General features: G+C 56.2%; 18 protein-coding genes. 9 read left to right on the forward strand and 9 right to left on the reverse strand.

What is annotated here, in order from left to right:
- Positions 1–215: 215 nt before the first annotated feature.
- Together clpX and clpP are read right to left on the reverse strand one after the other, a co-directional pair.
- Positions 216–1,493 carry an ATP-dependent Clp protease ATP-binding subunit ClpX gene (clpX, locus tag AC27VJ_RS19480; protein WP_045230713.1) on the reverse strand — a complete coding sequence of 426 codons (1,278 nt, stop codon included), beginning with the start codon at positions 1,491–1,493 and terminating at the stop codon, positions 216–218.
- Positions 1,494–1,853: 360 nt separating this feature from the next.
- Complete coding sequence (clpP, locus tag AC27VJ_RS19485; protein ID WP_113089472.1) at positions 1,854–2,486, reverse strand: ATP-dependent Clp endopeptidase proteolytic subunit ClpP; 633 nt, start codon at positions 2,484–2,486, stop codon at positions 1,854–1,856.
- 562 nt (positions 2,487–3,048) lie between these two features.
- Here clpP and AC27VJ_RS19490 point away from each other — a divergent pair.
- From AC27VJ_RS19490 to AC27VJ_RS19500, 3 genes are all read left to right on the forward strand, one after another.
- Positions 3,049–4,191 carry a GGDEF domain-containing protein gene (locus tag AC27VJ_RS19490; protein ID WP_488685385.1) on the forward strand — a complete coding sequence of 381 codons (1,143 nt, stop codon included), beginning with the start codon at positions 3,049–3,051 and terminating at the stop codon, positions 4,189–4,191.
- A 66-nt stretch (positions 4,192–4,257) separates the two neighbouring features.
- On the forward strand, positions 4,258–6,015 hold the full coding sequence (gene ggt, locus AC27VJ_RS19495; protein ID WP_488685386.1) for a gamma-glutamyltransferase: 1,758 nt from the start codon (positions 4,258–4,260) through the stop codon (positions 6,013–6,015).
- A gap of 41 nt (positions 6,016–6,056) precedes the next feature.
- Complete coding sequence (locus tag AC27VJ_RS19500; protein WP_488685387.1) at positions 6,057–7,304, forward strand: cytochrome P450; 1,248 nt, start codon at positions 6,057–6,059, stop codon at positions 7,302–7,304.
- A 9-nt stretch (positions 7,305–7,313) separates the two neighbouring features.
- Here the strand turns inward: AC27VJ_RS19500 and AC27VJ_RS19505 are convergent, their stop codons facing one another.
- The 3 genes from AC27VJ_RS19505 to AC27VJ_RS19515 all read right to left on the reverse strand — a co-directional run bounded on the left by AC27VJ_RS19505 (position 7,314) and on the right by AC27VJ_RS19515 (position 9,497).
- A complete protein-coding gene (locus AC27VJ_RS19505) occupies positions 7,314–7,670 on the reverse strand; it encodes a cupin domain-containing protein (protein ID WP_488685388.1) in 357 nt (118 codons plus the stop codon).
- Positions 7,671–7,689: 19 nt separating this feature from the next.
- Entirely contained in the window at positions 7,690–8,973 is a 1,284-nt protein-coding gene (locus AC27VJ_RS19510) for an O-acetylhomoserine aminocarboxypropyltransferase (RefSeq protein WP_488685389.1), read from the reverse strand.
- 89 nt (positions 8,974–9,062) lie between these two features.
- Positions 9,063–9,497, reverse strand: a complete 435-nt coding sequence (locus AC27VJ_RS19515; protein ID WP_488685408.1) for a CoA-binding protein — start codon at positions 9,495–9,497, stop codon at positions 9,063–9,065.
- Between the two features lie 534 nt (positions 9,498–10,031).
- On the opposite strand from AC27VJ_RS19515, the gene AC27VJ_RS19520 reads away from it, so the two are divergent.
- The 3 genes from AC27VJ_RS19520 to rpsI all read left to right on the forward strand — a co-directional run bounded on the left by AC27VJ_RS19520 (position 10,032) and on the right by rpsI (position 12,046).
- A complete protein-coding gene (locus tag AC27VJ_RS19520; RefSeq protein ID WP_488685390.1) occupies positions 10,032–10,868 on the forward strand; it encodes an EamA family transporter in 837 nt (278 codons plus the stop codon).
- A gap of 243 nt (positions 10,869–11,111) precedes the next feature.
- Positions 11,112–11,576, forward strand: a complete 465-nt coding sequence (gene rplM, locus AC27VJ_RS19525; protein ID WP_113089478.1) for a 50S ribosomal protein L13 — start codon at positions 11,112–11,114, stop codon at positions 11,574–11,576.
- Positions 11,577–11,578: 2 nt separating this feature from the next.
- Entirely contained in the window at positions 11,579–12,046 is a 468-nt protein-coding gene (gene rpsI, locus AC27VJ_RS19530; RefSeq protein ID WP_062451361.1) for a 30S ribosomal protein S9, read from the forward strand.
- 92 nt (positions 12,047–12,138) lie between these two features.
- On the opposite strand, the gene AC27VJ_RS19535 is transcribed toward rpsI, so the two are convergent.
- Positions 12,139–14,091: an acyltransferase family protein gene (locus AC27VJ_RS19535; protein ID WP_488685391.1), complete on the reverse strand. Its 1,953-nt coding sequence runs from the start codon at positions 14,089–14,091 to the stop codon at positions 12,139–12,141.
- A gap of 140 nt (positions 14,092–14,231) precedes the next feature.
- On the opposite strand from AC27VJ_RS19535, the gene speB reads away from it, so the two are divergent.
- Entirely contained in the window at positions 14,232–15,206 is a 975-nt protein-coding gene (speB, locus tag AC27VJ_RS19540) for an agmatinase (RefSeq protein ID WP_488685392.1), read from the forward strand.
- A gap of 51 nt (positions 15,207–15,257) precedes the next feature.
- On the forward strand, positions 15,258–16,184 hold the full coding sequence (argC, locus tag AC27VJ_RS19545) for an N-acetyl-gamma-glutamyl-phosphate reductase (protein ID WP_488685393.1): 927 nt from the start codon (positions 15,258–15,260) through the stop codon (positions 16,182–16,184).
- 252 nt (positions 16,185–16,436) lie between these two features.
- On the opposite strand, the gene AC27VJ_RS19550 is transcribed toward argC, so the two are convergent.
- Positions 16,437–18,575, reverse strand: coding sequence for an autotransporter domain-containing protein (locus AC27VJ_RS19550; RefSeq protein ID WP_488685394.1), 2,139 nt, complete (start codon positions 18,573–18,575; stop codon positions 16,437–16,439).
- A 248-nt stretch (positions 18,576–18,823) separates the two neighbouring features.
- Positions 18,824–19,939 (reverse strand): COX15/CtaA family protein, encoded by a 1,116-nt coding sequence (locus AC27VJ_RS19555; RefSeq protein WP_488685395.1) that lies wholly within the window; start codon positions 19,937–19,939, stop codon positions 18,824–18,826.
- A gap of 147 nt (positions 19,940–20,086) precedes the next feature.
- Here AC27VJ_RS19555 and AC27VJ_RS19560 point away from each other — a divergent pair, with 147 nt between their 5' ends.
- Complete coding sequence (locus AC27VJ_RS19560; RefSeq protein ID WP_113089485.1) at positions 20,087–20,299, forward strand: DUF2842 domain-containing protein; 213 nt, start codon at positions 20,087–20,089, stop codon at positions 20,297–20,299.
- 3 nt (positions 20,300–20,302) lie between these two features.
- Here the strand turns inward: AC27VJ_RS19560 and AC27VJ_RS19565 are convergent, their stop codons facing one another.
- The gene (locus AC27VJ_RS19565) at positions 20,303–20,938 is read right to left on the reverse strand and encodes a tyrosine-protein kinase family protein (protein WP_488685396.1); all 636 of its coding nucleotides are present in this window, start codon (positions 20,936–20,938) and stop codon (positions 20,303–20,305) included.
- Positions 20,939–21,106 lie beyond the last annotated feature (168 nt).

A 21,106-nucleotide genomic window follows, 5' to 3' on the forward strand; every position in this document is an offset into this window, starting at 1 on the left:
CGCCCGCCTCGTGGCGAATCGGAAAAACAGCGAACGTTCAAAAAAACGTCATATCGCGCTGCAAATCACTTCTAAAACTTTATCAGGAAAGCGCAATCCGCTCCAAACGCAAAATCGGATCGCACCGCGATAATGCGACCTTTCCCGTGCATAACACGCAAAAAAGGCCCCCCGGAGGCGAGCCTTTCAATCTTCCGTCAACAGCCGTCCCGCACTTAAGCCGAAACGTTGGCCTTCTCTTCCTGACGATCCGCGTAGATGTAGAGCGGACGGGCAGCACCGCTGACGACTTCGTCAGAGATGACAACCTCGCGAACGCCTTCCAGCGTCGGCAGTTCGAACATGGTGTCGAGCAGGATCTTTTCCATGATCGAACGCAGACCACGCGCACCGGTCTTACGGGTGATTGCCTTGCGGGCAATTTCGCGCAGAGCATCGCCCTGGAATGTCAGTTCGACGTCTTCCATCTCGAACAGGCGCTGATACTGCTTGATCAGAGCGTTCTTCGGCTCCGACAGAATCTGGATCAGCGCATCTTCATCCAAGTCCTCGAGCGTTGCCAGAACTGGCAGACGACCGATGAATTCAGGGATGAGACCGAACTTGACCAGATCTTCCGGCTCCAGTTCACGCAGCACTTCGCCAACACGACGATCGTCTTCCGCCTTTACCGTTGCGCCGAAACCGATGGAGGTCTTTTCGCCACGGGCAGAAATGATCTTGTCGAGGCCTGCGAAGGCACCGCCGCAGATGAACAGGATGTTTGTCGTATCCACCTGCAGGAATTCCTGCTGCGGATGCTTGCGGCCACCCTGCGGAGGAACGGATGCGACCGTGCCTTCCATGATCTTCAGAAGCGCCTGCTGAACGCCCTCGCCCGAGACGTCGCGCGTGATGGACGGGTTGTCCGACTTGCGGGAAATCTTGTCCACTTCGTCGATGTAGACGATGCCGCGCTGGGCGCGTTCAACGTTGTAATCGGCAGACTGGAGCAGCTTGAGGATGATGTTTTCCACATCCTCACCCACGTAACCGGCTTCCGTCAGCGTCGTTGCGTCAGCCATGGTGAAGGGAACGTCGATGATGCGAGCGAGCGTCTGGGCAAGATAGGTCTTGCCGCAACCGGTCGGGCCGACCAGCATGATGTTCGACTTCGCCAGTTCGATGTCGCCGTTCTTGGACGAATTCGCAAGGCGCTTGTAATGGTTGTGAACCGCCACAGACAGAATTTTCTTCGCCTGCTTCTGGCCGATGACATATTCATCGAGAATCTTGATGATGTCCTGCGGGGTGGGAACACCCTCGCGCGACTTCACCATCGAGGTCTTGTTCTCCTCGCGGATGATGTCCATGCACAATTCGACGCATTCATCGCAAATGAATACTGTCGGCCCGGCAATGAGTTTCCGGACTTCGTGCTGGCTCTTGCCGCAGAATGAACAATAGAGTGTATTTTTCGAGTCGCCGCCGTTGCTGCCGCTGACTTTGCTCATATCTCTTTCCTTCCAGCACGCCGCTGGTCCGCAAGGCGGATCGCGGTCAACTTACCGTCTGCGGACAGGTCGCTTCCCATAAGCATCCATGTCCGCTTCGTTCCCGGGGTACTAACCGCATCAGATACGAGACCTGACGAGCGGCGGCAACGAATTCCCCTGCAAACTCCGGGGCAGTGAAGCCTCGGCATTTTGTTTCGTGACCAGTCCCAAACCCAAATGAGGCTTTTGTGGGATTGGCTTCAAGCTATGTCATAAAAATTCAACACAGCCTTAATATCTACTATTAGCGCTTTATTTTTCGGTTTAAACCCCGAATTTCACTTCGGGGCTTCAAACACAAGTCAAAATTTCAGCGCCTCAGCTGGCGGATGCGCCTTCGATTTCCTGACGCGAGGTCAGGATTTTGTCGATGACACCCCAGTTCTTAGCCTCATCCGCATCCATGAAATGGTCACGGTCGAGCGTGTTTTCAACTTCTTCGAGCGTGCGGCCCGTGTGCTTCACGTAGACTTCATTAAGGCGACGCTTCATTTTGATGATGTCGCGCGCATGACGCTCGATATCGGAAGCCTGACCCTGGAAACCGCCCGAAGGCTGGTGAACCATGATGCGGGCATTCGGCGTGCAGAAGCGCATACCCTTTTCACCGGCAGCCAGAAGCAGCGACCCCATGGAGGCAGCCTGACCGACGCAAAGCGTGGACACAGCAGGACGGATGAACTGCATCGTATCGTAAATTGCCATGCCGGCGGTGACGACACCACCCGGGGAATTGATGTAGAGCGCGATTTCCTTTTTCGGGTTTTCCGACTCCAGGAACAGGAGCTGCGCGCAAACGAGCGACGCCATGTGATCTTCCACCGGACCGGTCAGGAAGATGATCCGCTCTTTGAGAAGACGCGAGTAGATGTCGTAGGACCGTTCGCCGCGGTTGGTCTGCTCTACGACCATCGGCACCAGAGCCATGGCGGTATCAACTGGATTTGTCATGTCCGTCCTTTGTCAACTCTTACCCGGTGAGCATACGCACCCGGAATCAATTCTATTCGTCTACTCTCTACATAGAGTGTGATTGCCCGGTTCTTCAAGACTCAGGTGGCGGATATCCTTAATGACGCACCGGCAAATATTCCCTGCCGCCTTACATCTCCGCGCGAAACGGCACCACCGGCATTTTAAAGGCCGTTCCCGTCATCAACTGCGAAACCGGATTTTGGTCAACCAAAGGTTAAACATACGGACATAATCCACTCGCAACCTTTCGTAACGGAAAGTAGAAACCACTTCTTAGCTTTTGATCCAGATAGTGCCGTCGAAACGATTTAGCACCACCACGCGTGGCTGAAAGTCTTACCCGGAATTCATTTTTATATGCGGAAAGAGCGTGCACCCCAAGGGTCCATCGCCAAATCATCCGTGAAACGCCGAGACAGATGGGGTTTGGTCAGTGTTAGACGCCAAAACGGGCATGCTTCTTTGGTCGATGGAGACATTGACTCTCTCAGCAGTTCTCGCGGTGCTGTGGTTGCACCATCCTGCCAAAAAGCATCATTTGTGTTTTTCACTGGGCTTTGGCCTGGTGGGCGTCGGCGCCATTCTGGTCGCACTGCGCGGTTTGATCCCTGATTTCATCTCCATCCAGTTCGGCAACATATCGGCACTGGCGGGTTTCAGCTTCTGGCTGGCAGGGCTTTTGTTGCTGGAAGGCCGAAAGCTCGATGGATGGATTGCCATTCCACCGCTGGTCTGGATCGCCTTCATGTTCGTGCCGCCCGTCCATGACAGCACGAGCGCGCGGATCATTCTCTACCACGTCTGCGCGGGCATAGGTCACCTCATGCTCGCGGGGGTGCTGTTGACGTCGAAAGAATTCATTTCGCGAACCAGAAAATTGCTGGCGACGGTCCTCGTCATCCAGTCCTTTGCCGGCGCGGTCGCGGCTTCTCTCGTCATTCCTTACAATCTGGCGACCGGCCAGATCATCCCACTGACGGCACCGATTGCCGTCGTGGGCGCGTTGGGCTTCACGATTGTGATGATGATCAGCGTCAAGATGTTTATGGAAGACGCAGAGCGTCGCTTGCAGCATCTGGCCATGACAGATCACCTGACGGGGACACTGAACCGTCGCGGCTTGCTACAGGCCTTCGGTGCGCTGAAGGCCCGCCTTTCAGGCACATCGCGGCATATCGGCTTCATCCTGTTCGACATCGATCACTTCAAGAAGATCAACGATGAATATGGCCATCAGTGCGGTGACGATGTGCTGGTCAAGTTTTGCGCGCATGCCAACCTGATTGCAGACGGCAGAGGCGTGGTCATCCGCATGGGCGGCGAGGAATTCGGTTGCTTGATCGAAACCGACGATCCATCGAAGGTCACCATTCTGGCCGAAGCGATCCGCATTCACTTCAGCCGTCTGGAAGTTTTTGCCGATACCAGACAGTTTTCGCCGACGGTCAGCGCCGGGGTCTTTTGTCAAAGTGCGGCAGACGCAGACCTCGATACGATGCTGACAATGTCGGATCGCGCGCTTTACGGCGCCAAGAAAGAGGGCCGCAACCGCACCGTCGTGCGGGAAGGCTCCATCAACATCGTCGTTCCCGCCGATGACCGTGACGAAGACCCTTGCGACAACAATGCCGACCGGCAGGTCGCCGCTCTCAACCGCATCGCTCATATCGCCAATCGATAGGCAGCGGCTTGACCTTTATGCGCTTGCGATCCCATCATGGGCCACGCAGGCAATGGAGGTTTCGTCATGCACGTCAGGTTTTTCACCGGCCTTTTGATATCCGCCGCTCTGGTCGCTGGGTCCGCCAAGGCACAGCAGGCATCGGACACGATTGCACCCGAACGGGCAACGGGCACGCAAACCGCAAGCCGCGTGGAAACGAAAAACTTCATGGTCGCAGCCGCCAATCCACTGGCTGCGGAGGCAGGCCGCAAAGTCATTGCCGAAGGCGGCAATGCCATCGACGCCATGGTGGCCGTGCAGACGGTTCTTGGCCTTGTGGAGCCGCAAAGCTCCGGCCTCGGCGGCGGCAGTTTCCTTGTTTATTACGATGCCGCCTCCAACAAGATGACGACGTTCGATGGACGCGAAACCGCGCCGATGGAAGCGACGCCGAAGCTCTTTCTCGATGACAGTGGCCAGCCGCTGAAGTTCATGGATGCGGTCATCGGTGGCCGCTCCGTCGGCACGCCGGGCACGGTGCGGCTGCTCTCCGATGTGCACAAGAAATACGGAAAAACAGCTTGGGCCGATTTGCTCAAGCCCGCCGAAACGCTGGCCACAGACGGCTTTCAGGTCTCGCCGCGCCTTGCATCGCTGATCGCATCCGAAGGTGAGCGGCTCAAGAAATATGAGGGGCCGCGCAGCTATTTCTACGACGCGTCAGGCGCGCCGCTGAAGGCTGGCACGGTTCTTAAAAATCCGGCCTATGCCCAGACACTCAAAGCCATTGCGACCAAGGGCCCGGATGCGTTCTACAGCGGGCCGATTGCCGAAGCCATCGTCAAGACCGTGCGGGAAGCGACGGGTAATCCGGGTGTTCTCTCGCTGGCCGATCTGGCGAATTACCGCATCAAGGAGCGCGAGCCCGTGTGCGCGAACTATCGTGCGCTGGATATTTGCGGCATGGGACCGCCCTCCTCCGGTGCTGTCGCCATCGGCCAGATGCTGGGCATTCTCGAAAACTTCGACATCAAGGCGCTGGGCCCCGACAATGTGGAAAGCTGGCGGCTGATCGGCGATGCGCAGCGTCTGGCCTTTGCCGACCGCGAACGCTACCTCGCCGACCCGGACTTCACCCCACTGCCCATCAAAGGCTTGTTGGCCAAGACTTATCTCGGCACACGCGCCTCATCACTGGATGGTGACAAGGCGCTGGCTGCGGATGCGGTGAAGGCGGGTGAGCCGGAATGGGATCACGCCCTGCTGTTCGGTCGCGGGCCGACGCTGGAGATGCCATCCACCAGCCATTTCGTGATCGTCGACAGCCAAGGCAATGTTGTTTCCATGACGACGACCATCGAGAGCGGCTTCGGCTCGCGCCTGATGACCAATGGCTTTTTGCTGAACAACGAGCTGACGGATTTCTCCTTCAAGACGCATGACGGAAGCCTGCCGGTGGCCAACCGCGTAGAGCCGGGCAAACGCCCGCGCTCTTCCATGGCCCCGACAATCGTCATGAAGGACGGCAAGCCGCTGCTGGCCATCGGCTCCCCCGGAGGTAGCCAGATCATCGGCTATGTGGCGCAGGCGCTGATCGCCTATATCGACTGGGGCATGCCGGTGGAAAAGATTGTGGCGCAACCGCACCTGATCAACCGTTTTGGTACCTACGATATCGAAGCTGGCACGGATGCGGAAAAGTTCGCTGAGCCGTTGAAAGCCATGGGTTTCGAGGTGAAACCGGGGGAGATGAATTCCGGCCTGCATGCCATCGAAATCACCGGCACCGGCCTCGTCGGCAGCGCCGATCCGCGCCGCGAAGGCGTGGCCGTCGGCGAATAGAATCGCTTCCGTGCCAAGGAGGTTTGCGTTAGAGATCGGGCATGAAAAACGTGCCTGATTTCCTCCGCATCGATGCCCAAAAACGTGTCGTCTCGCTCGACGCCCGCAACCCTGCTTTCTACAGCGACCCCAACGCCGTCTATGCGGCGCTGCATGCGCATTGTCCCACCTTTTACTGGGAGGAGCAGAAGCAATGGTTCTTTACCGGCTATGACCACGTCAACGCACTGCTGCGCGACCGTCGTTTTGGGCGGCAAATCCTGCATGTTGCGACCCGCGAGGAACTGGGCCTGCCGCAGCCGCTTGAGCATGTCAGGCACTTCGATGCGGCGGAGCGCCATTCCCTGCTGGAAATCGAGCCGCCGGAACATACGCGTCTCAGAACACTGGTGAATCGCGCCTTCGTTTCGCGTCATGTCGAAAAGATGAAACCGGAGATCGAGGTACTCGCCAACGGATTAATCGACCGCTTCGAGAAGGACGGCAAAACGGAGTTGCTATCGTCCTTTGCAGACATCATTCCTGTGACGATGATTGCGCGGATGATCGGCATTCCCGAAGAGATGGGGCCGCAACTGCTGAAATGGTCACATGCCTATGTCGGCATGTATATGTTCAAGCGTACCCACGAAGATGAACTGGCCGCTGACATCGCCGCGAAGGAATTTGCGGATTACGTGCGTAGCGTGGTTGCGCAACGCCGTGCGGAGCCGAAAGACGATCTGCTCAGCCACATGATCCATACTGAGCATAAGGGGCAGTATCTCACCGACGACGAGCTGATTTCGACCACCATCGTTCTGCTGAATGCTGGCCACGAAGCGACCGTCCACCAGATCGGCAATTCCGTGCGCGTCATTCTGGAAAGCGGCAGCGACCCTGCTCTGCTGTTTCAGGATGAAAAATCGACCGAGCGCGCGGTGGAGGAAACGCTACGCATCGGCGCGCCGGTGCACATCTTCCAGCGCTGGGCACTGGAGCCGGTCGAAATCGACGGCGTCACTTTCCAGCGCGGCGATAAGGTCAGCCTCATCCTCGCCGCCGCCAATCTCGACTCACAAAAATTCAGCGATCCCCTCACCTTCAAGCCCGACCGCGCCGAAGCCCCCAACCTATCCTTCGGCGCCGGCATCCACTTCTGCATCGGCGCTCCACTGGCACGGCTGGAGCTGAACATCGTGTTGCCACTGCTGTTCAAACGCCTGCCGGGACTGCGAATTGCGGAGCCGCCGACGGTGAAGGACGTGTATCATTTCCATGGGTTAGAGCGGCTGGATTTGGTGTGGTAGTGTTACCCTCTACAACCGCACGACATAATCCTTGCGCGTCGTCTCCACCACTTCCCATGTTCCCTTGAAGCCGGGGCGGATGATCTGGCGGTCGCCTGCCCTGAGGTGGATGGGCCCGCCGCCCTCTTCGGTTAGAATCGAGTGGCCTTCGAGGATGTTGAAATATTCCCACTCGTCATATTCGACCCGCCATTTGCCGGGAGTCGACTGCCATATTCCGGCGTAAATGCCGCCGGTGGCTTCTTCGAGATTCCATGTGGTGAATTTCGGGGTGCCGGAAATCAGCCGATCTGGCGCGGGGGCGCCCTCTTCCGGCTGAACAGTGGCGAGGTCGCCCTCTGACTTGAAATTGAGACTATGTGTCATGGGCGACCTTTCCTTTTGATCAGACCTTGGCGAGCGATTGCTCGAGGTCTGCAATGATATCCTTCACGTCCTCGATACCGATAGACAGTCGTACGACATCCGGGCCTGCACCGGCAGCGGTCTGCTGTTCAGGCGTCAACTGCGCATGGGTGGTCGATGCCGGGTGGATGACGAGGGAGCGGGTATCGCCGATATTGGCGAGATGAGAGAACAACTGCAAACCTTCGACCAGCGCCTTGCCCGCGGCATAGCCACCCTTCACGCCGAAAGTGAAGACCGAGCCCGCGCCCTTGGGTGAATAACGCTGTTGAAGCGCGTGGTTATCGCTGTCTTCGAGGCCTGCATAATGAACCCAGCCGACTTTCGGATGCGCCTTCAGCCATTTTGCCACGGCAAGCGCATTGTCCGAATGGCGCTGGACGCGCAGCGGCAGCGTCTCGATGCCGGTAAGGATGAGGAAAGCGTTGAACGGCGCGATGGATGGGCCGAGATCACGCAGGCCAAGAACGCGTGCGGCAATGGCGAAGGCGAAATTGCCGAAGGTCTGGTGCAGGACAACGCCTGAATATTCCGGGCGCGGTTGGGAGAGCGCCGGATATTTGTCATTTGCAGACCAGTCGAACGTGCCACCATCCACGATGATACCGCCCATGGAATTGCCATGACCGCCGAGGAATTTCGTCAGCGAATGCACGACGATATCGGCACCATGTTCGATGGGTCTCAGCAGATAGGGGCTTGCCATGGTATTATCGACAATCAGCGGCAGGCCATGCTTGTGGGCGACCTCCGCAATCGCGGCGATGTCCACAAAGGTGCCGCCGGGATTGGCAAGGCTTTCGATGAAGATCGCTTTGGTGCGATCATCGATCTGGCTTTCGAAACTGGCTGGATCAGCAGCATCGGCCCAGCGCACCTGCCAATCGAAATTCTTGAACGAGTGGCCGAACTGGTTGATCGAGCCGCCATAAAGCTGACGGGCTGCGATGAAGTTATCGCCTGAGGTGAGCAGCGTGTGGAACACCAGCATCTGCGCCGCGTGGCCGGATGCAACGGCCAAAGCCGCCGTGCCACCTTCAAGCGCAGCGACACGCTCTTCCAGCACCGCCTGCGTGGGGTTCATGATGCGGGTATAGATGTTGCCGAATTCCTTCAGGCCGAACAGGGCTGCCGCATGATCCGAATCGCGAAACGCATAGGCCGTGGTCTGGTAGATCGGCGTTGCGCGCGCTCCGGTGGTCGGGTCAGGCTCGGCACCGGCGTGAATGGCCAAGGTGGAAAAACCCGGATTACTCTCTGACATGTGTCCCTCCAATATTCTTTCTATGCCCTCTTGAGGCTTTGAAGGAGCATAAGGTCTCACCGGCAAATGGTAAGTGCGACTTATGCTAACTATCGCCTTATATTGAGACGCGGATACTCAATTGCAGGGCAACGGTCCATAACCACTTCTATGCCATAGGCCTCCGCCTTTGCCGCCGCATCATCATGCCGTACGGAAAGCTGTCCCCAGATAAACTTCGGGCGCGGTGACAAGAGAATGACCTCCTCGACAATAGCAGGCAGATTTTCCGCCGCGCGAAACACATCGACCATATCGATGGGCTCTGGAATGTCTGCCAGCTTGGCGTAGACCTGCTGTCCCAATATTTCCTTGCCTTCCTGACCGGGATTGACCGGAAACACCGTATATCCCTTGGAAAGAAGAAACTGCATGACACCGTGGCTTGGCCGTGCCGGGTTTGGAGAAGCGCCCAGCAAAGCAATGGTCTTAACCTCCGTCAAAACCCTGCGAATATAGTCTTCCTCATAGGCATCATGGTTCACGGTCATCCTCCCTCGTGGCATTCCAACGGAAATTATTGGGCCTCAGTCATGGCGCATAAAAGTGTTTTCTGAAAGTCGGATGACTTTACGAAAATCAGCACAACTATAATGTTTGCGCTAACTTAATCAGCAATCCGCAATCGTACTTTTTTTGTACCACATCTGTTCACCAGCATTTTAGAAACTACTCATAGTTACATTAGAAAAATATGTTTCATGTTGAAACTGTTTAAACTGAAATGATTGTTTTGGGGAAATACGCCATCGCGAACTTGAAATCATCTGAAACCCGATGATTTTTTCTTCGCGTTTTGATTTCAATCGATTCATTTTCGTACATCTTGCGAAAATATCTTAAAAGCTCTGCCGTTTAGCAGACTCTAAAAAACAATTACTGGTTGTTCCCGATGGCACGTCATAGCACCATCATGCCAACCAAAAGGCATCCTCACGCGGAATATCTTCATCAAACAAGTGCAACCGACGTCCGAAAAGAATAAGCAAGACATCATCGAGATCATTTGCGAGTCGCCCGTGCCAATCGACGTGCTTTTACTGGTTTTGCTGGGCGCTCTTTTGCATGCCAGCTGGAATGCGCTTGTCAAATCCGGAAAGGATAAAGCGCTGGACGCGACCTTGATCGCCGCCGGGGCTGCGGCCTGCTCAATACCCTTTCTGCCTTTTCTGCCACTGCCCGGCGCAGTCGCCCTGCCCTTTCTCATCGTTTCGGCCATCTTGCAGTTCGCCTATTTCCGGCTCGTCGCAGCGGCTTATACGGTTGGCGATATCGGCCTCGTCTATCCCATCATGCGCGGCGTGGCCCCGCTGATCGTTGCCGCCAGCAGCAATATGTTTCTGGGGGAAAGCCTGAGCCCCGCCGCACTTGCTGGCATCGCCGTCATCTCCGCTGGCATTCTGACGCTTGCTTTTGAAGCACGCCATGGCGGCAAACATGCCATCCTGCTGGCCCTTGCCAATGCCGTTGTCATTTCTGGCTACACCTTTGTCGACGGTGTCGGCGCACGTCTTTCCACGAGCGCCATTTCCTATACGCTGTGGATGTCGCTTTTGCCGCCGGTCCTCTTGTTTTCTTGGGCGCTGTATCAGCGCGGATGGACACCCGTTGCCAACCATGTGCGCATCAACTGGTGGCGCGGTCTGGCGGGCGGTGGCGGGTCGATCCTGTCCTACGGGCTGGCGCTGTGGGCAATGACGAAAGCACCCGTTGCCGTGGTCGCCGCCCTGCGCGAAACATCCATTCTTTTCGCCATCGTCATCTCCGTCCTCATCCTCAAGGAAAAGGCCAGTATCTGGCGTTATGTGGCAGGGACAATCATCGCTTTGGGCGTGCTGATCATGCGTCTGGGCTGATTTCGGCAGCATTTTGTGTGGTATCATAAAACCACACTATTAAACCATTGTTTTAAAACGCTAATTTTTACAGATGTTATTTTCACTGCCGTTGACGGGGTTTCCATCACGGATTATAAGCGCGCCAGACAGAATTTCCCCGGAAATGCGGTCATATGGCTGTTCCAGCGCGAACAGCTTCAAGCAACAAGAAACGCCTGCATGCTTTTCGAGGTGTGACAGGTCCTAGAGAAAGTTAAAAGAATGTCTACTTTCGTTCAGAAGCCTGCTGAGGTGGAGAAGAAGTGGATCATCATCGACGCCGAAGGCCTCGTTGTTGGTCGCCTTGCCACCATCGTTGCAACCCGCCTGCGCGGCAAGCACAAAGCAACTTACACACCTCACGTTGACGACGGCGACAACGTCATCATCATCAACGCTGAAAAGTGCGTTTTCACCGGCAAGAAGTACTCCGACAAGAAGTACTACTGGCACACCGGTTATCCGGGCGGCATCAAGGAACGTACGGTTCGCCAGATCATCGAAGGCCGCTTCCCGGAGCGCGTTCTTGAAAAGGCCGTCGAGCGTATGATTCCTCGTGGTCCTCTTGGCCGTCGCCAGATGAAGAACCTTCGCGTTTACGCCGGTTCCAACCATCCGCATGAAGCACAGCAGCCAGTCGTTCTCGAAGTGGCACAGCTGAACAGCAAGAACGTAAGGAGCGCCTGATAATGGCCGATCTTTCCTCCCTGAAAGACCTCGCCCCGGCATCGGAAGCTTCGGCTCCCGTGCACGTCCGCAAGGTTGATACTCTCGGCCGCTCCTACGCGACCGGCAAGCGCAAGAACGCCGTAGCCCGCGTATGGGTCAAGGCTGGTTCCGGCAAGATCATCATCAACGGCCGTGACTTCTCTGCGTATTTCGCACGTCCGGTTCTGCAGATGATCCTGCAGCAGCCGCTCGTTGCAGCTGCTCGCTCTGGTCAGTTCGACATCATCGCAACGGTTGCTGGCGGTGGTCTCTCCGGCCAAGCTGGTGCAGTTCGCCACGGCCTGTCCAAGGCCCTCACCTACTTCGAACCAGGCCTTCGTGGCGTGTTGAAGAAGGGTGGCTTCCTGACCCGCGACAGCCGTGTTGTTGAACGTAAGAAGTACGGTAAGGCCAAGGCTCGCCGTTCGTTCCAGTTCTCCAAGCGCTAATCGCTTCCGGAATACAGAACTCGAAAAGGCGGAGCTTCGGCTCCGCCTTTTTTCGTTTGTGATGCGTGATGATAGATGAGCGGCGCTGAGTATCAGTTAACCTTGACCGCCATGGCGGAAGCCTTCTTAGCCTCTCCCATCGCGCTCATAAGCAAATCTACGACCATCGTCGCGCCAGCCTTGGTGTAATGGCCCCTGTCTGCAATATAGGCCACGCCATTGCGCCCGAAGAAGCACATGCCTTGCTCCACTTGATTGCAGAAGACCTTCTCAGGTAAAATCCGGGTAACGCCATCCGGCATTGCGGCATTCAGCACGGTATAGGCTAGCGTCGTGTTGGCTTTGAAGTCGGCCTCTGAATATCCGAAGTCCGGAGCCACAGCGCCCTTCACGATCCGCCCGGCCATGATCTCGACCACCGGCTTGTCGAAGCGTGGGGTGGGATAGACAACCACGACCCGCTTGCCGCTGACCTCTAATGTCTGGATCGTTTCCCGCAGATTGTTGGCGACCTCTGCCACCGGCATGTTGCCGCGGGAGTACTCCTTGTCATCGATTTGCAGATAGGGAGAGTTGAAGAAATTGACCCAGGACGCAACAAGCACAACGGTGTCTACTCTGCTTTGTGTCAAATAGGCCATTGCGCGCTGATTGAAAGTCTCGCAATTTGAAGCACCCTCATCCCTTGCCGTCACCACGCCGATGATGGGCGCGCAGAAGCCATGCGTCAGCTGTATCATGCCCATGTTCCGAAGCTTCAAAGCATCCAGCAAAGCTGGCGACATGGAAGCCCCGATGGAGTCGCCCCAAACGGCGTATGCCTTTTCGGCATTGGCATCGAACACGCATTTTTCATTCGGTAGCGTTGGAACACCATCCTTGACCTGAAACAGGCATGTGTCGCTCCATGTCGTCTTTTCGATGAAGCTTCGTACATCCGGCGCGAGCCTGAACGGCAATCCCTCTTTGACATCGCCCCATGCGCCGAAACCGACGAGCACCGCAGCGGAAGTCACGGTAAGGGTAACCACTTTGCCTATGCCAGCTTTGCCTCGTCGGAAGGGCTGTTCGATGAACCGCCAGCTCAAGGCAGACAGAGCCAGCACGACGAGAATCAGGCCGCCCATGACCCATTGCGATGGCGGCTCCAGGCTTCTGATCCGCCAGAAGGCAAAGACCGGCTGATGCCACAGATACAGGCTGAAGCTGATACGCCCGATCCAGACCAAGGGCGGGAGAGACAGGACACGACCGGCCCACGTCTTCCCGGAGGCAAAAAGAAGGAATGCGCATGTTCCAAGTACCGGCAGCAAGGCAATAAGCGATGGTACACGCGTCGTCGGATCGAACAGAAACACCGCCGCCAAGACCATGATGACGCCTGCAAGCGCCAGCGGTCCATTCACCCACCGTGTTTTGCCGAAGACCAGAAAGGCGCAGACCGAGCCTGCCAGAATTTCCCATATGCGGGTGGGCAGGAGATAATAATTGGCGGAAGGGAAAAGGCGTGCGCCGAACTCGCTGGTGACGAGGCTTGCCAGTGTCACGGCGAGAACGATTTTGAAGATCGTTCTGATCTTCAGCCGAAACAGAAACAGCAGCGGAAACAGAGCGTAGAACTGCTCCTCGACGCCAAGGCTCCAGGTATGGAGCAACGGTACTTCTGACGAATCCGGCGCGAAATAATCCGTCTTTCGCAGGAAATAGATGTTGGAAAGCGAAAGCGTCGCCATCATCAGGCTTTTGGAAAAAGCCTCATAGGCATCCGGCAACAACCATATCCAGGCCGCAGGCACCGTACAGAGCAGAACGAAGAAGAGAGCGGGCAAAATTCGTCTTGCCCGGCGCTCGTAAAACCCAATCAGCGAAAACCTGCCGCCGTCATATTCTTCAAGAATAACTGTGGTGATCAAATATCCGCTGATGACAAAAAAGACATCGACGCCAATAAAACCGCCGCCAAATGTTGAAAAATTTGCGTGCGCCAGAATGACGCTCAAAACAGCGATGGCGCGAAGACCATCTATTTCAGCCCTATACTTCATAAAAATCCACGATGAATGCAAGCATTTGAAGAAGCACCTAATAAGCGCGTTCAATGGCGTGAATAACAGATAAGCAGCTTATCCCGAACAGTTTAATGCGGTATTGAGGGCAGCGAAGTCCGTTCACATCGGGGTGCTCCATGCCATCAAAATCCATCGATCACGCATTCACCGCCTCCTCGCTGACCTCAGCCGCAACTGACCCCACCCATGCCGGGGCGCTCTCGTTCATGCGCCGGAGATACACCAAGAATCTGGAGGGTGTTGCCACCGCGATCTGGGGCATCCCTTTCGATGCGGCCACCTCCAACCGGCCCGGCGCCCGCTTCGGGCCGCAGGCGATACGGCGTGCATCGGCCATCTTCGACAACGACCCGCAATACCCCTTCGGACGCGATCTGTTCGAGGCAATGCCGACAATCGATTATGGTGACTGCCTGCTGGACTATGGCAACCACTGGCAAACGCCTGAAACCATAGAGACCGAGGCAAGCGCGATACTGGCGAAGGTGGATTATCTGCTGACGCTAGGCGGTGATCATTTCATCACATGGCCGTTGCTGAAAGCCCATGTTGCCAAGCACGGGCCGCTGGCGCTGGTGCAGTTCGATGCGCATCAGGATACATGGTTCGATGATGGCAAGCGCATCGACCACGGCTCCTTCGTGGCACGGGCGGCGCGTGAGGGGCTGATCGACCCAGATCGCTCGATCCAGATCGGCATTCGCACCCACGCACCTGAAGATTTCGGCATCAGGATCGTTTACGGATATGAGGTCGAAGATATGCGCGCGGGTGACATCTCCTCGCTCATCATCAAGCATACCGGCGGCCTTCCCGCCTATCTGACCTTCGATATCGATTGCCTCGACCCCGCCTTCGCACCCGGCACCGGCACGCCCGTTGCTGGTGGGCCGACGAGTGCCAAAGTGCTGTCGATCCTGCGCGGCCTTGGTCAGCTGGATATTCGCGGCTCCGACGTGGTGGAGGTTGCGCCCGCTTACGATCATGCGGATATAACCGCCATTGCCGGGGCAACGGTTGCAATGTATATGCTTGGCCTGCGCGCTGAGCGGCTTGCGAAAGCGGGCCGTCACATTGAATCAGGCGCTTAGCAAAATGATTCCGCATATTCCCGTAAACACTTGAGAATTCAGGACAAGGACATGACAGCGAAAATCTTCATCGATGGCGAACACGGCACCACAGGCTTGCAGATCCGCACCCGCCTTGCCGACCGCCGCGATATCGAACTGCTGTCCATTCCCGAGGCAGAGCGCCGCAATGCGGCCATGCGGGAAGATATGCTCAACAATGCAGACATCTCCATTCTGTGCCTGCCGGATGATGCCTCCAAGGAAGCCGTGACCATGGTGTCCGGCAACAACAAAGTTCGCATTATCGATACCTCGACGGCATACCGCAACCATCAGGACTGGGCCTATGGCTTTGCCGAAATGGACAAGGCGCAGGCCGAGAAGGTGCGTTCCGCCCGTTTCGTCGCCAATCCCGGATGTTACCCCACAGGTGCCATTGGCCTCATCCGCCCGTTGCGCGTCGCTGGCATTCTGCCGGACGGTTATCCGGTCAGCGTAAACGCGGTGTCGGGCTATACGGGCGGCGGCAAGCAGATGATTGCGCAGATGGAAGACCAGAGCCGCGACGACGCGATCAGCGCCAATAATTTTCTCTATGGCCTGACGCTGAAGCACAAGCATGTTCCGGAAATGAAAATCCACGGCCAGCTCGACCGCTCGCCGCTGTTTTCCCCCTCCGTCGGACGCTTCCCGCAGGGCATGATCGTCCAGGTACCGCTGTTCCTCGCCGACCTCAAGGAAGGCACGACCATTGAGACGATCCACGCTGCACTGGTCGAGCATTATGCAGGACAGGACATCGTGCAGGTCGTGTCGCTTGAAGACAGCAAGTCCCTCTCGCGCATCGATGCCGAGGAACTGGCCAATCAGGACACGATGAAGCTCTTCGTCTTCGGCAGCGGCGAACACATCAATCTCGTCGCCGTGCTGGATAATCTCGGCAAGGGCGCATCCGGCGCCGCAGTCCAGAACATGGAACTCATGCTTTCGGCCTGACCGGAAATCTGGCCAAGACAACCATTTCAGATGAACTTGTAAGGCGGTGGAGCATATCCTCCACCTTTCTCTTTGCCGATACAGCCAGCAGCCTCGTTTATCGCGTGAGGCTGGAGAGTGGTGCTGCCGCGATCCTGAAATGGCTCAAACCGCGCGGCATAGGCGAACTGCCCGGCATGGCTTTTCTGGAATAGAAGCAGTCAATAAAGGTGAAAGCCGCCAAGACTGTAAATCCTGGCGGCTTTTGCATGCTTAGAACTTCACAGTGAAGTTGGAGCGAACCCAGACATCCGGGTCTTGCCCCTGTGTCGTCGCATTGACCATGAAGGACGCAGTACCACCGCCGACATCAAATTCGGCGCCAACGCCACCGCGTACCCAGAATTGCTTCAAATCCTGACCCGCAAGGTTGAAGTCGCTGATGCCAATCAGCTCACCACTCGTTGCTGAGGAATGATCCTCGAACTGATAACTGGCTTCCGCCTTGGCCAAAACGCGCACAGTGTCGGTCAGCGGATGAACGAAGTCCGCACCAAGACGGGCGATGGTCGAATGATCCTTCGTCTCATCGTAACTGACCGGGAACGCACCGCCCGTTTCCGTGTAGGCATCAACCGTCGTATGAGCGTAGGAAAGTGCGGCGTAGGGTGTGATATCCGTGTTGCTGATGTTGACCGCATTCAACCAGTCAAAGCGGATTTTTCCACCCCATGTATCGGCGTCTGTATCACCGTTCGAATAGTCGAGCGAACCACCGTTCATGTAGCCACGCTTGGCATCGATGCTGCTGCGACCCCAATAGCCACCAACTGTGAGGTAGACATTTCCACCGATATCGGCGGACATTTCAGGAGAGAGATAGAATCCCCTCTGCTTCACAGAACCGCCGACATCAAGATCTTGGTCCGTATAGGTCCCTCCAACCGCAAGGCGCGCTGTAACACCGTCCGCAATGCCGTATCCAAAGCCGAACTCACCCAGCGCCAGACCGCCGCTGGCCGTGTCGTTATCATCATATCCGCTATCCACTGTCCCCCAGACCGAGCGCTGGCCGACGGACAGAAGATTGCGCATTGGATTACCCTGCGCACCAAACATGATCGTGTTTGCACCGGACACGCTGTTTTGCACGGTTACGTTGTTGGCCGCTGCAACAGTTGGATAGAACGTTGCTTCTTCGATAATTCCGCCGGAACGTGCGACATAGTGAGTGTCTCGATCCGTAGTGCCAATGACGACGCTTCCATCGTCCGAGACGTATCGTGCGTCGGACGTATGATATTCCGTGTTGATACCGGACCCCGCCCATTCGTCTACGGAGATCATTCCGAGTTCCGTCCACCGGAAACCACGAGATTCGTCACCGCCGATAGAGGAGCTTCCAACGATGTACTTACCATCACTGCTGATGCCCGATGCAGAAGAGTAAGCACCACCCAGCGTGCCCAAATCATAGGTGGTACCAACTTCGGTGTCGTTCGAAGAGGCGACGTATCGATACGCGTGCTCTTGAATATCACCGGCAACGTCGATATCGCCGCTTCCGACAAGCACGTCACCTGCCTCGGACATTGCGTTAACGTACATATTTCCGTTCGTCATCATTTCCTGGATCTGAAGCATTCCTCCAGTTCCCGTCCAACGGAAAACCTTATTACTCCACTCACCACTGAGATTAACTTCGCCCTCGCCCGCAGCTACCTTGCCATCTCTGCTGACGAGAGTTGCGGAGGACGACTCGTAATCGAGAGTGTCAATACGCGTGGCATTTTCTTGGCTCGTATCATCCCATACGAACGCATGCCAATTTCCGTCTGCTTCCTGCAAAGAACCGACAACAGCGCTTCCATCTCTACTGATACCGAAGGCTTGGCTGGCCACAAGAGGACCTGCACTGGCAGAATGTGCCGATACGGATTGGAAGTTGCTGCTGCTCGACCACACGAAGGCCCGATTAACGGCACCATCATAATACGTACCGGCGACTTTTCCATCATCAGTCACACCGACAATATTGGCGTAATTACTTGCCGTATCAATAGTTTGAAACACGCCTTGTTGCGTCCGGACGAAACCGAGGAGATTGCCATTATTGTCCCGGTAGGTACCGGCTACGATTTTGCCATCAGGGCTCAATGCGGTAGCTTTGAGATTTGTCTTCTCGCTATCTTGAATATCTATTGAGGTTCCGCTTTTTGTAGCAACCAATCTATACACTTCGACGCCATCAACGTATGTGCGTTCTAGATAAACGCTCCCGTCACGACTTAGGCCAATAAGACTGGGAGTTGCCGAATACGCAGCGCCCGCTCCACTGAATGCCATGGCCAAACCCAGCATTGATACCGGCGCCATAGAAATAAGATGACGTTTGAATTTATTATTTAACATGCTACCCACCTGAAACGCCCCCACTTCAGCTTTTGCCGAAATATTCAGCCAAGTGCACGAATCGCACTTTGCTCAACTTCTGAGTGACATTTACAAGTCAGAGCAACAATAGAACTTAATTTGAAAGCCAAAATAAGTCAGACTTCCCTTTTAAATTGAATATATCCGAATTTTCGGAAAAATTTAATTCAAGCCAGACCCGACATATAAAAAGCGACAGTCGTTTCTTTGGCGTGAGATTGATCTCCTCACACAGGTCTTATCTCTGAATCAACAGGATACTCCCCCACAAACCCGCGCCAGTTCGCAATCGCAAATGCCAGCACCAGCAGCGCCATACCTTGGTGCGCCAACGCGACATGAATATCGACGTGCATCAGCAGCGTGGTAATGCCGAGCCCGGCCTGAATGCAGACCAGCACGAAGAACAGTACGGAGCGGCGCGCGTGGGGAGTATTGGGCAGGGTGCGGGAGAGGTTGACCATATTCCACAGCGTTGCGGCAAACAAGACATAAGCGCCGAGGCGGTGAATGAACTGCACAGTCTTCGGGTTCTCGAAAATGTTGATCCACCAGGGGTTCTGGATGAAGAGATCGCCCGGCACGAGCGAACCATCCATCAGCGGCCAGGTGTTGTAGGAAAGCCCGGCATTGAGGCCCGCCACCAGCGCGCCGAGATAGATCTGGAAAAGACAGAGGCAGGCCAGCAGGGCGGCAAAGCCCCTGCCCCGTTGCTCGTTGGCGGCTTGCGGTGAATGGAGCGACAGGCCGCGCAATATCCACATGCATCCGGCAAAGATCAAGCAGGCAATCGTCAGATGCGTGGCGAGACGGTATTGCGAGACGTCCGTGCGGTTGACGAGGCCGGATGAGACCATCCACCAGCCGACGAAGCCCTGGAAGCCGCCGAGTGAGAGCAGGCCGACCAGCGGCAGTTTCAGGCGCTTTTCGATGCGTCCCGTCAGCCAGAAATAGGCCAGCGGCAGCGCGAAGATCAGGCCGATGGCGCGTGCCAGCAAGCGGTGCGCCCACTCCCACCAGAAGATGGTCTTGAACTCATCGAGCGACATGCCCTTGTTGATTTCCTGATATTGCGGAATGCGCTTGTAGAGCTGGAATTCCTCTTCCCATTCCGCAACGGAAAGCGGTGGAATGGCACCGTGGATCGGCTTCCATTCGGTGATGGACAGGCCGGACTCCGTAAGGCGTGTTGCGCCACCCACCAGCACCAGACAGAAAAGCGTAAACAGCACGACGCGCAGCCAGATGCGCAGCAGGCGGCGGTTCTTTTCCTGTGCTTTCAACGCCGCCACGCGGCGCTGCTCGACAGAGGTTTCAGCCGTAGCCACCGTGTTCGCCTGCATTCTTGACACTCCACAAGTCTTTTAGATGGTTTGCAACAACGCATCGTGCAAAACAAGCCCTCAGACCCCTTCCCCTCGGCATAAAGCTTTGCGGCATTGGGTCGCGCCTGTATAGTGCCCAAACAGATTCAGCGGACGGAACACGGCATGCCCACGCGCCTCAAATCATTCATCGGCACCATCATCATCATATGTCTGGTGGTTGTTTATGCGGTGCTGGCCACGAGCTTCGCCTCTGCCACGCTGGCCACGCAGCCATGGTGGGTGCATCTGGCCTATTTCGTGTTTTCCGGTCTGCTGTGGATTTTGCCTGCCATGCTCATCATCAAATGGATGGCAGGGCCGAAGCGGCAGAAATAATGGTCAGGCAGCGCTGCGGTCGCCGGATAGCGGCTCGCTCATCGTCATGACAGCCGAATAACCCAGTGCGCGCAGCTGGGCGAGCGCGTCGTCGGCCAGCGCATCATCCGCATCCGGCATGGACAGAACGATTTCGGCATCGAGATATTTCAACAGGCGCGTAACGCCTTCTATGTCTGCCGCGCCGAATTCCAGAAGCACCGTATCATAAGTATCCGCAAGCGCGCTGAGCACCATGGTCAGCCGCTCTATGATTCGAACGGCATGTAGCGCCTGCGCGGTGCCCTGCGGCACGATGTGGGCATTCGACAGACGGTCGTGATGGATCGTCTCACCAAAGGCCGTTTCCCCGAACAGAAGATCGGCAACGCCCGGAAGGCCGGGCTCTGGCGACATCAGCCGCGTGGGGCAGCCGGAAACCGTCATATCCACCAGCACGATGGAACGCCCGAGTTCGGCCATGGAACGCGCCAGCATGACGCTTGCGGTCGACCCATCGTCGCCGCTGGGCGAGAGCAAGGCGATGGTTGGCTTTGCGCCGCGCATGGAGAGAAAATCCGCAACGCCATTCACAGAAAGAACGAAGCGCTCTTCTGTCGCTTCATCGAAATCATCTGCATGAGGTGCGTTTTTGGTCACGTCAGTTCTCGATTTTTCTGGTGCACGGCATATCCGTATTACACCCGACTGTATGATCTTCCGGTAACGCAAGCGTTAAGCTTAAAGCGTGGCCAGTTCGAAAACGTACGAAAGCGACAGGTAAAATTCTTTTCTTTACTAAGCATTAACCATAAGGGGCCGATAACT

Source organism: Agrobacterium sp. 20P9.1.2 (genome assembly GCF_057799395.1).

Bases quoted from the DNA above. Each gene is read 5' to 3' on its own strand.
- clpX (WP_045230713.1), bottom strand. From the start codon at position 1,493: ATGAGCAAAGTCAGCGGCAGCAACGGCGGCGACTCGAAAAATACACTC.
- AC27VJ_RS19510 (WP_488685389.1), bottom strand. From the start codon at position 8,973: ATGTCAGAGAGTAATCCGGGTTTTTCCACCTTGGCCATTCACGCCGGT.
- AC27VJ_RS19555 (WP_488685395.1), bottom strand. From the start codon at position 19,939: ATGCAGGCGAACACGGTGGCTACGGCTGAAACCTCTGTCGAGCAGCGC.
- ggt (WP_488685386.1), top strand. From the start codon at position 4,258: ATGCACGTCAGGTTTTTCACCGGCCTTTTGATATCCGCCGCTCTGGTC.
- clpP (WP_113089472.1), bottom strand. From the start codon at position 2,486: ATGACAAATCCAGTTGATACCGCCATGGCTCTGGTGCCGATGGTCGTA.
- AC27VJ_RS19505 (WP_488685388.1), bottom strand. From the start codon at position 7,670: ATGACACATAGTCTCAATTTCAAGTCAGAGGGCGACCTCGCCACTGTT.
- rpsI (WP_062451361.1), top strand. From the start codon at position 11,579: ATGGCCGATCTTTCCTCCCTGAAAGACCTCGCCCCGGCATCGGAAGCT.
- AC27VJ_RS19550 (WP_488685394.1), bottom strand. From the start codon at position 18,575: ATGTTAAATAATAAATTCAAACGTCATCTTATTTCTATGGCGCCGGTA.
- AC27VJ_RS19560 (WP_113089485.1), top strand. From the start codon at position 20,087: ATGCCCACGCGCCTCAAATCATTCATCGGCACCATCATCATCATATGT.
- AC27VJ_RS19500 (WP_488685387.1), top strand. From the start codon at position 6,057: ATGAAAAACGTGCCTGATTTCCTCCGCATCGATGCCCAAAAACGTGTC.
- AC27VJ_RS19535 (WP_488685391.1), bottom strand. From the start codon at position 14,091: ATGAAGTATAGGGCTGAAATAGATGGTCTTCGCGCCATCGCTGTTTTG.
- rplM (WP_113089478.1), top strand. From the start codon at position 11,112: ATGTCTACTTTCGTTCAGAAGCCTGCTGAGGTGGAGAAGAAGTGGATC.
- speB (WP_488685392.1), top strand. From the start codon at position 14,232: ATGCCATCAAAATCCATCGATCACGCATTCACCGCCTCCTCGCTGACC.
- argC (WP_488685393.1), top strand. From the start codon at position 15,258: ATGACAGCGAAAATCTTCATCGATGGCGAACACGGCACCACAGGCTTG.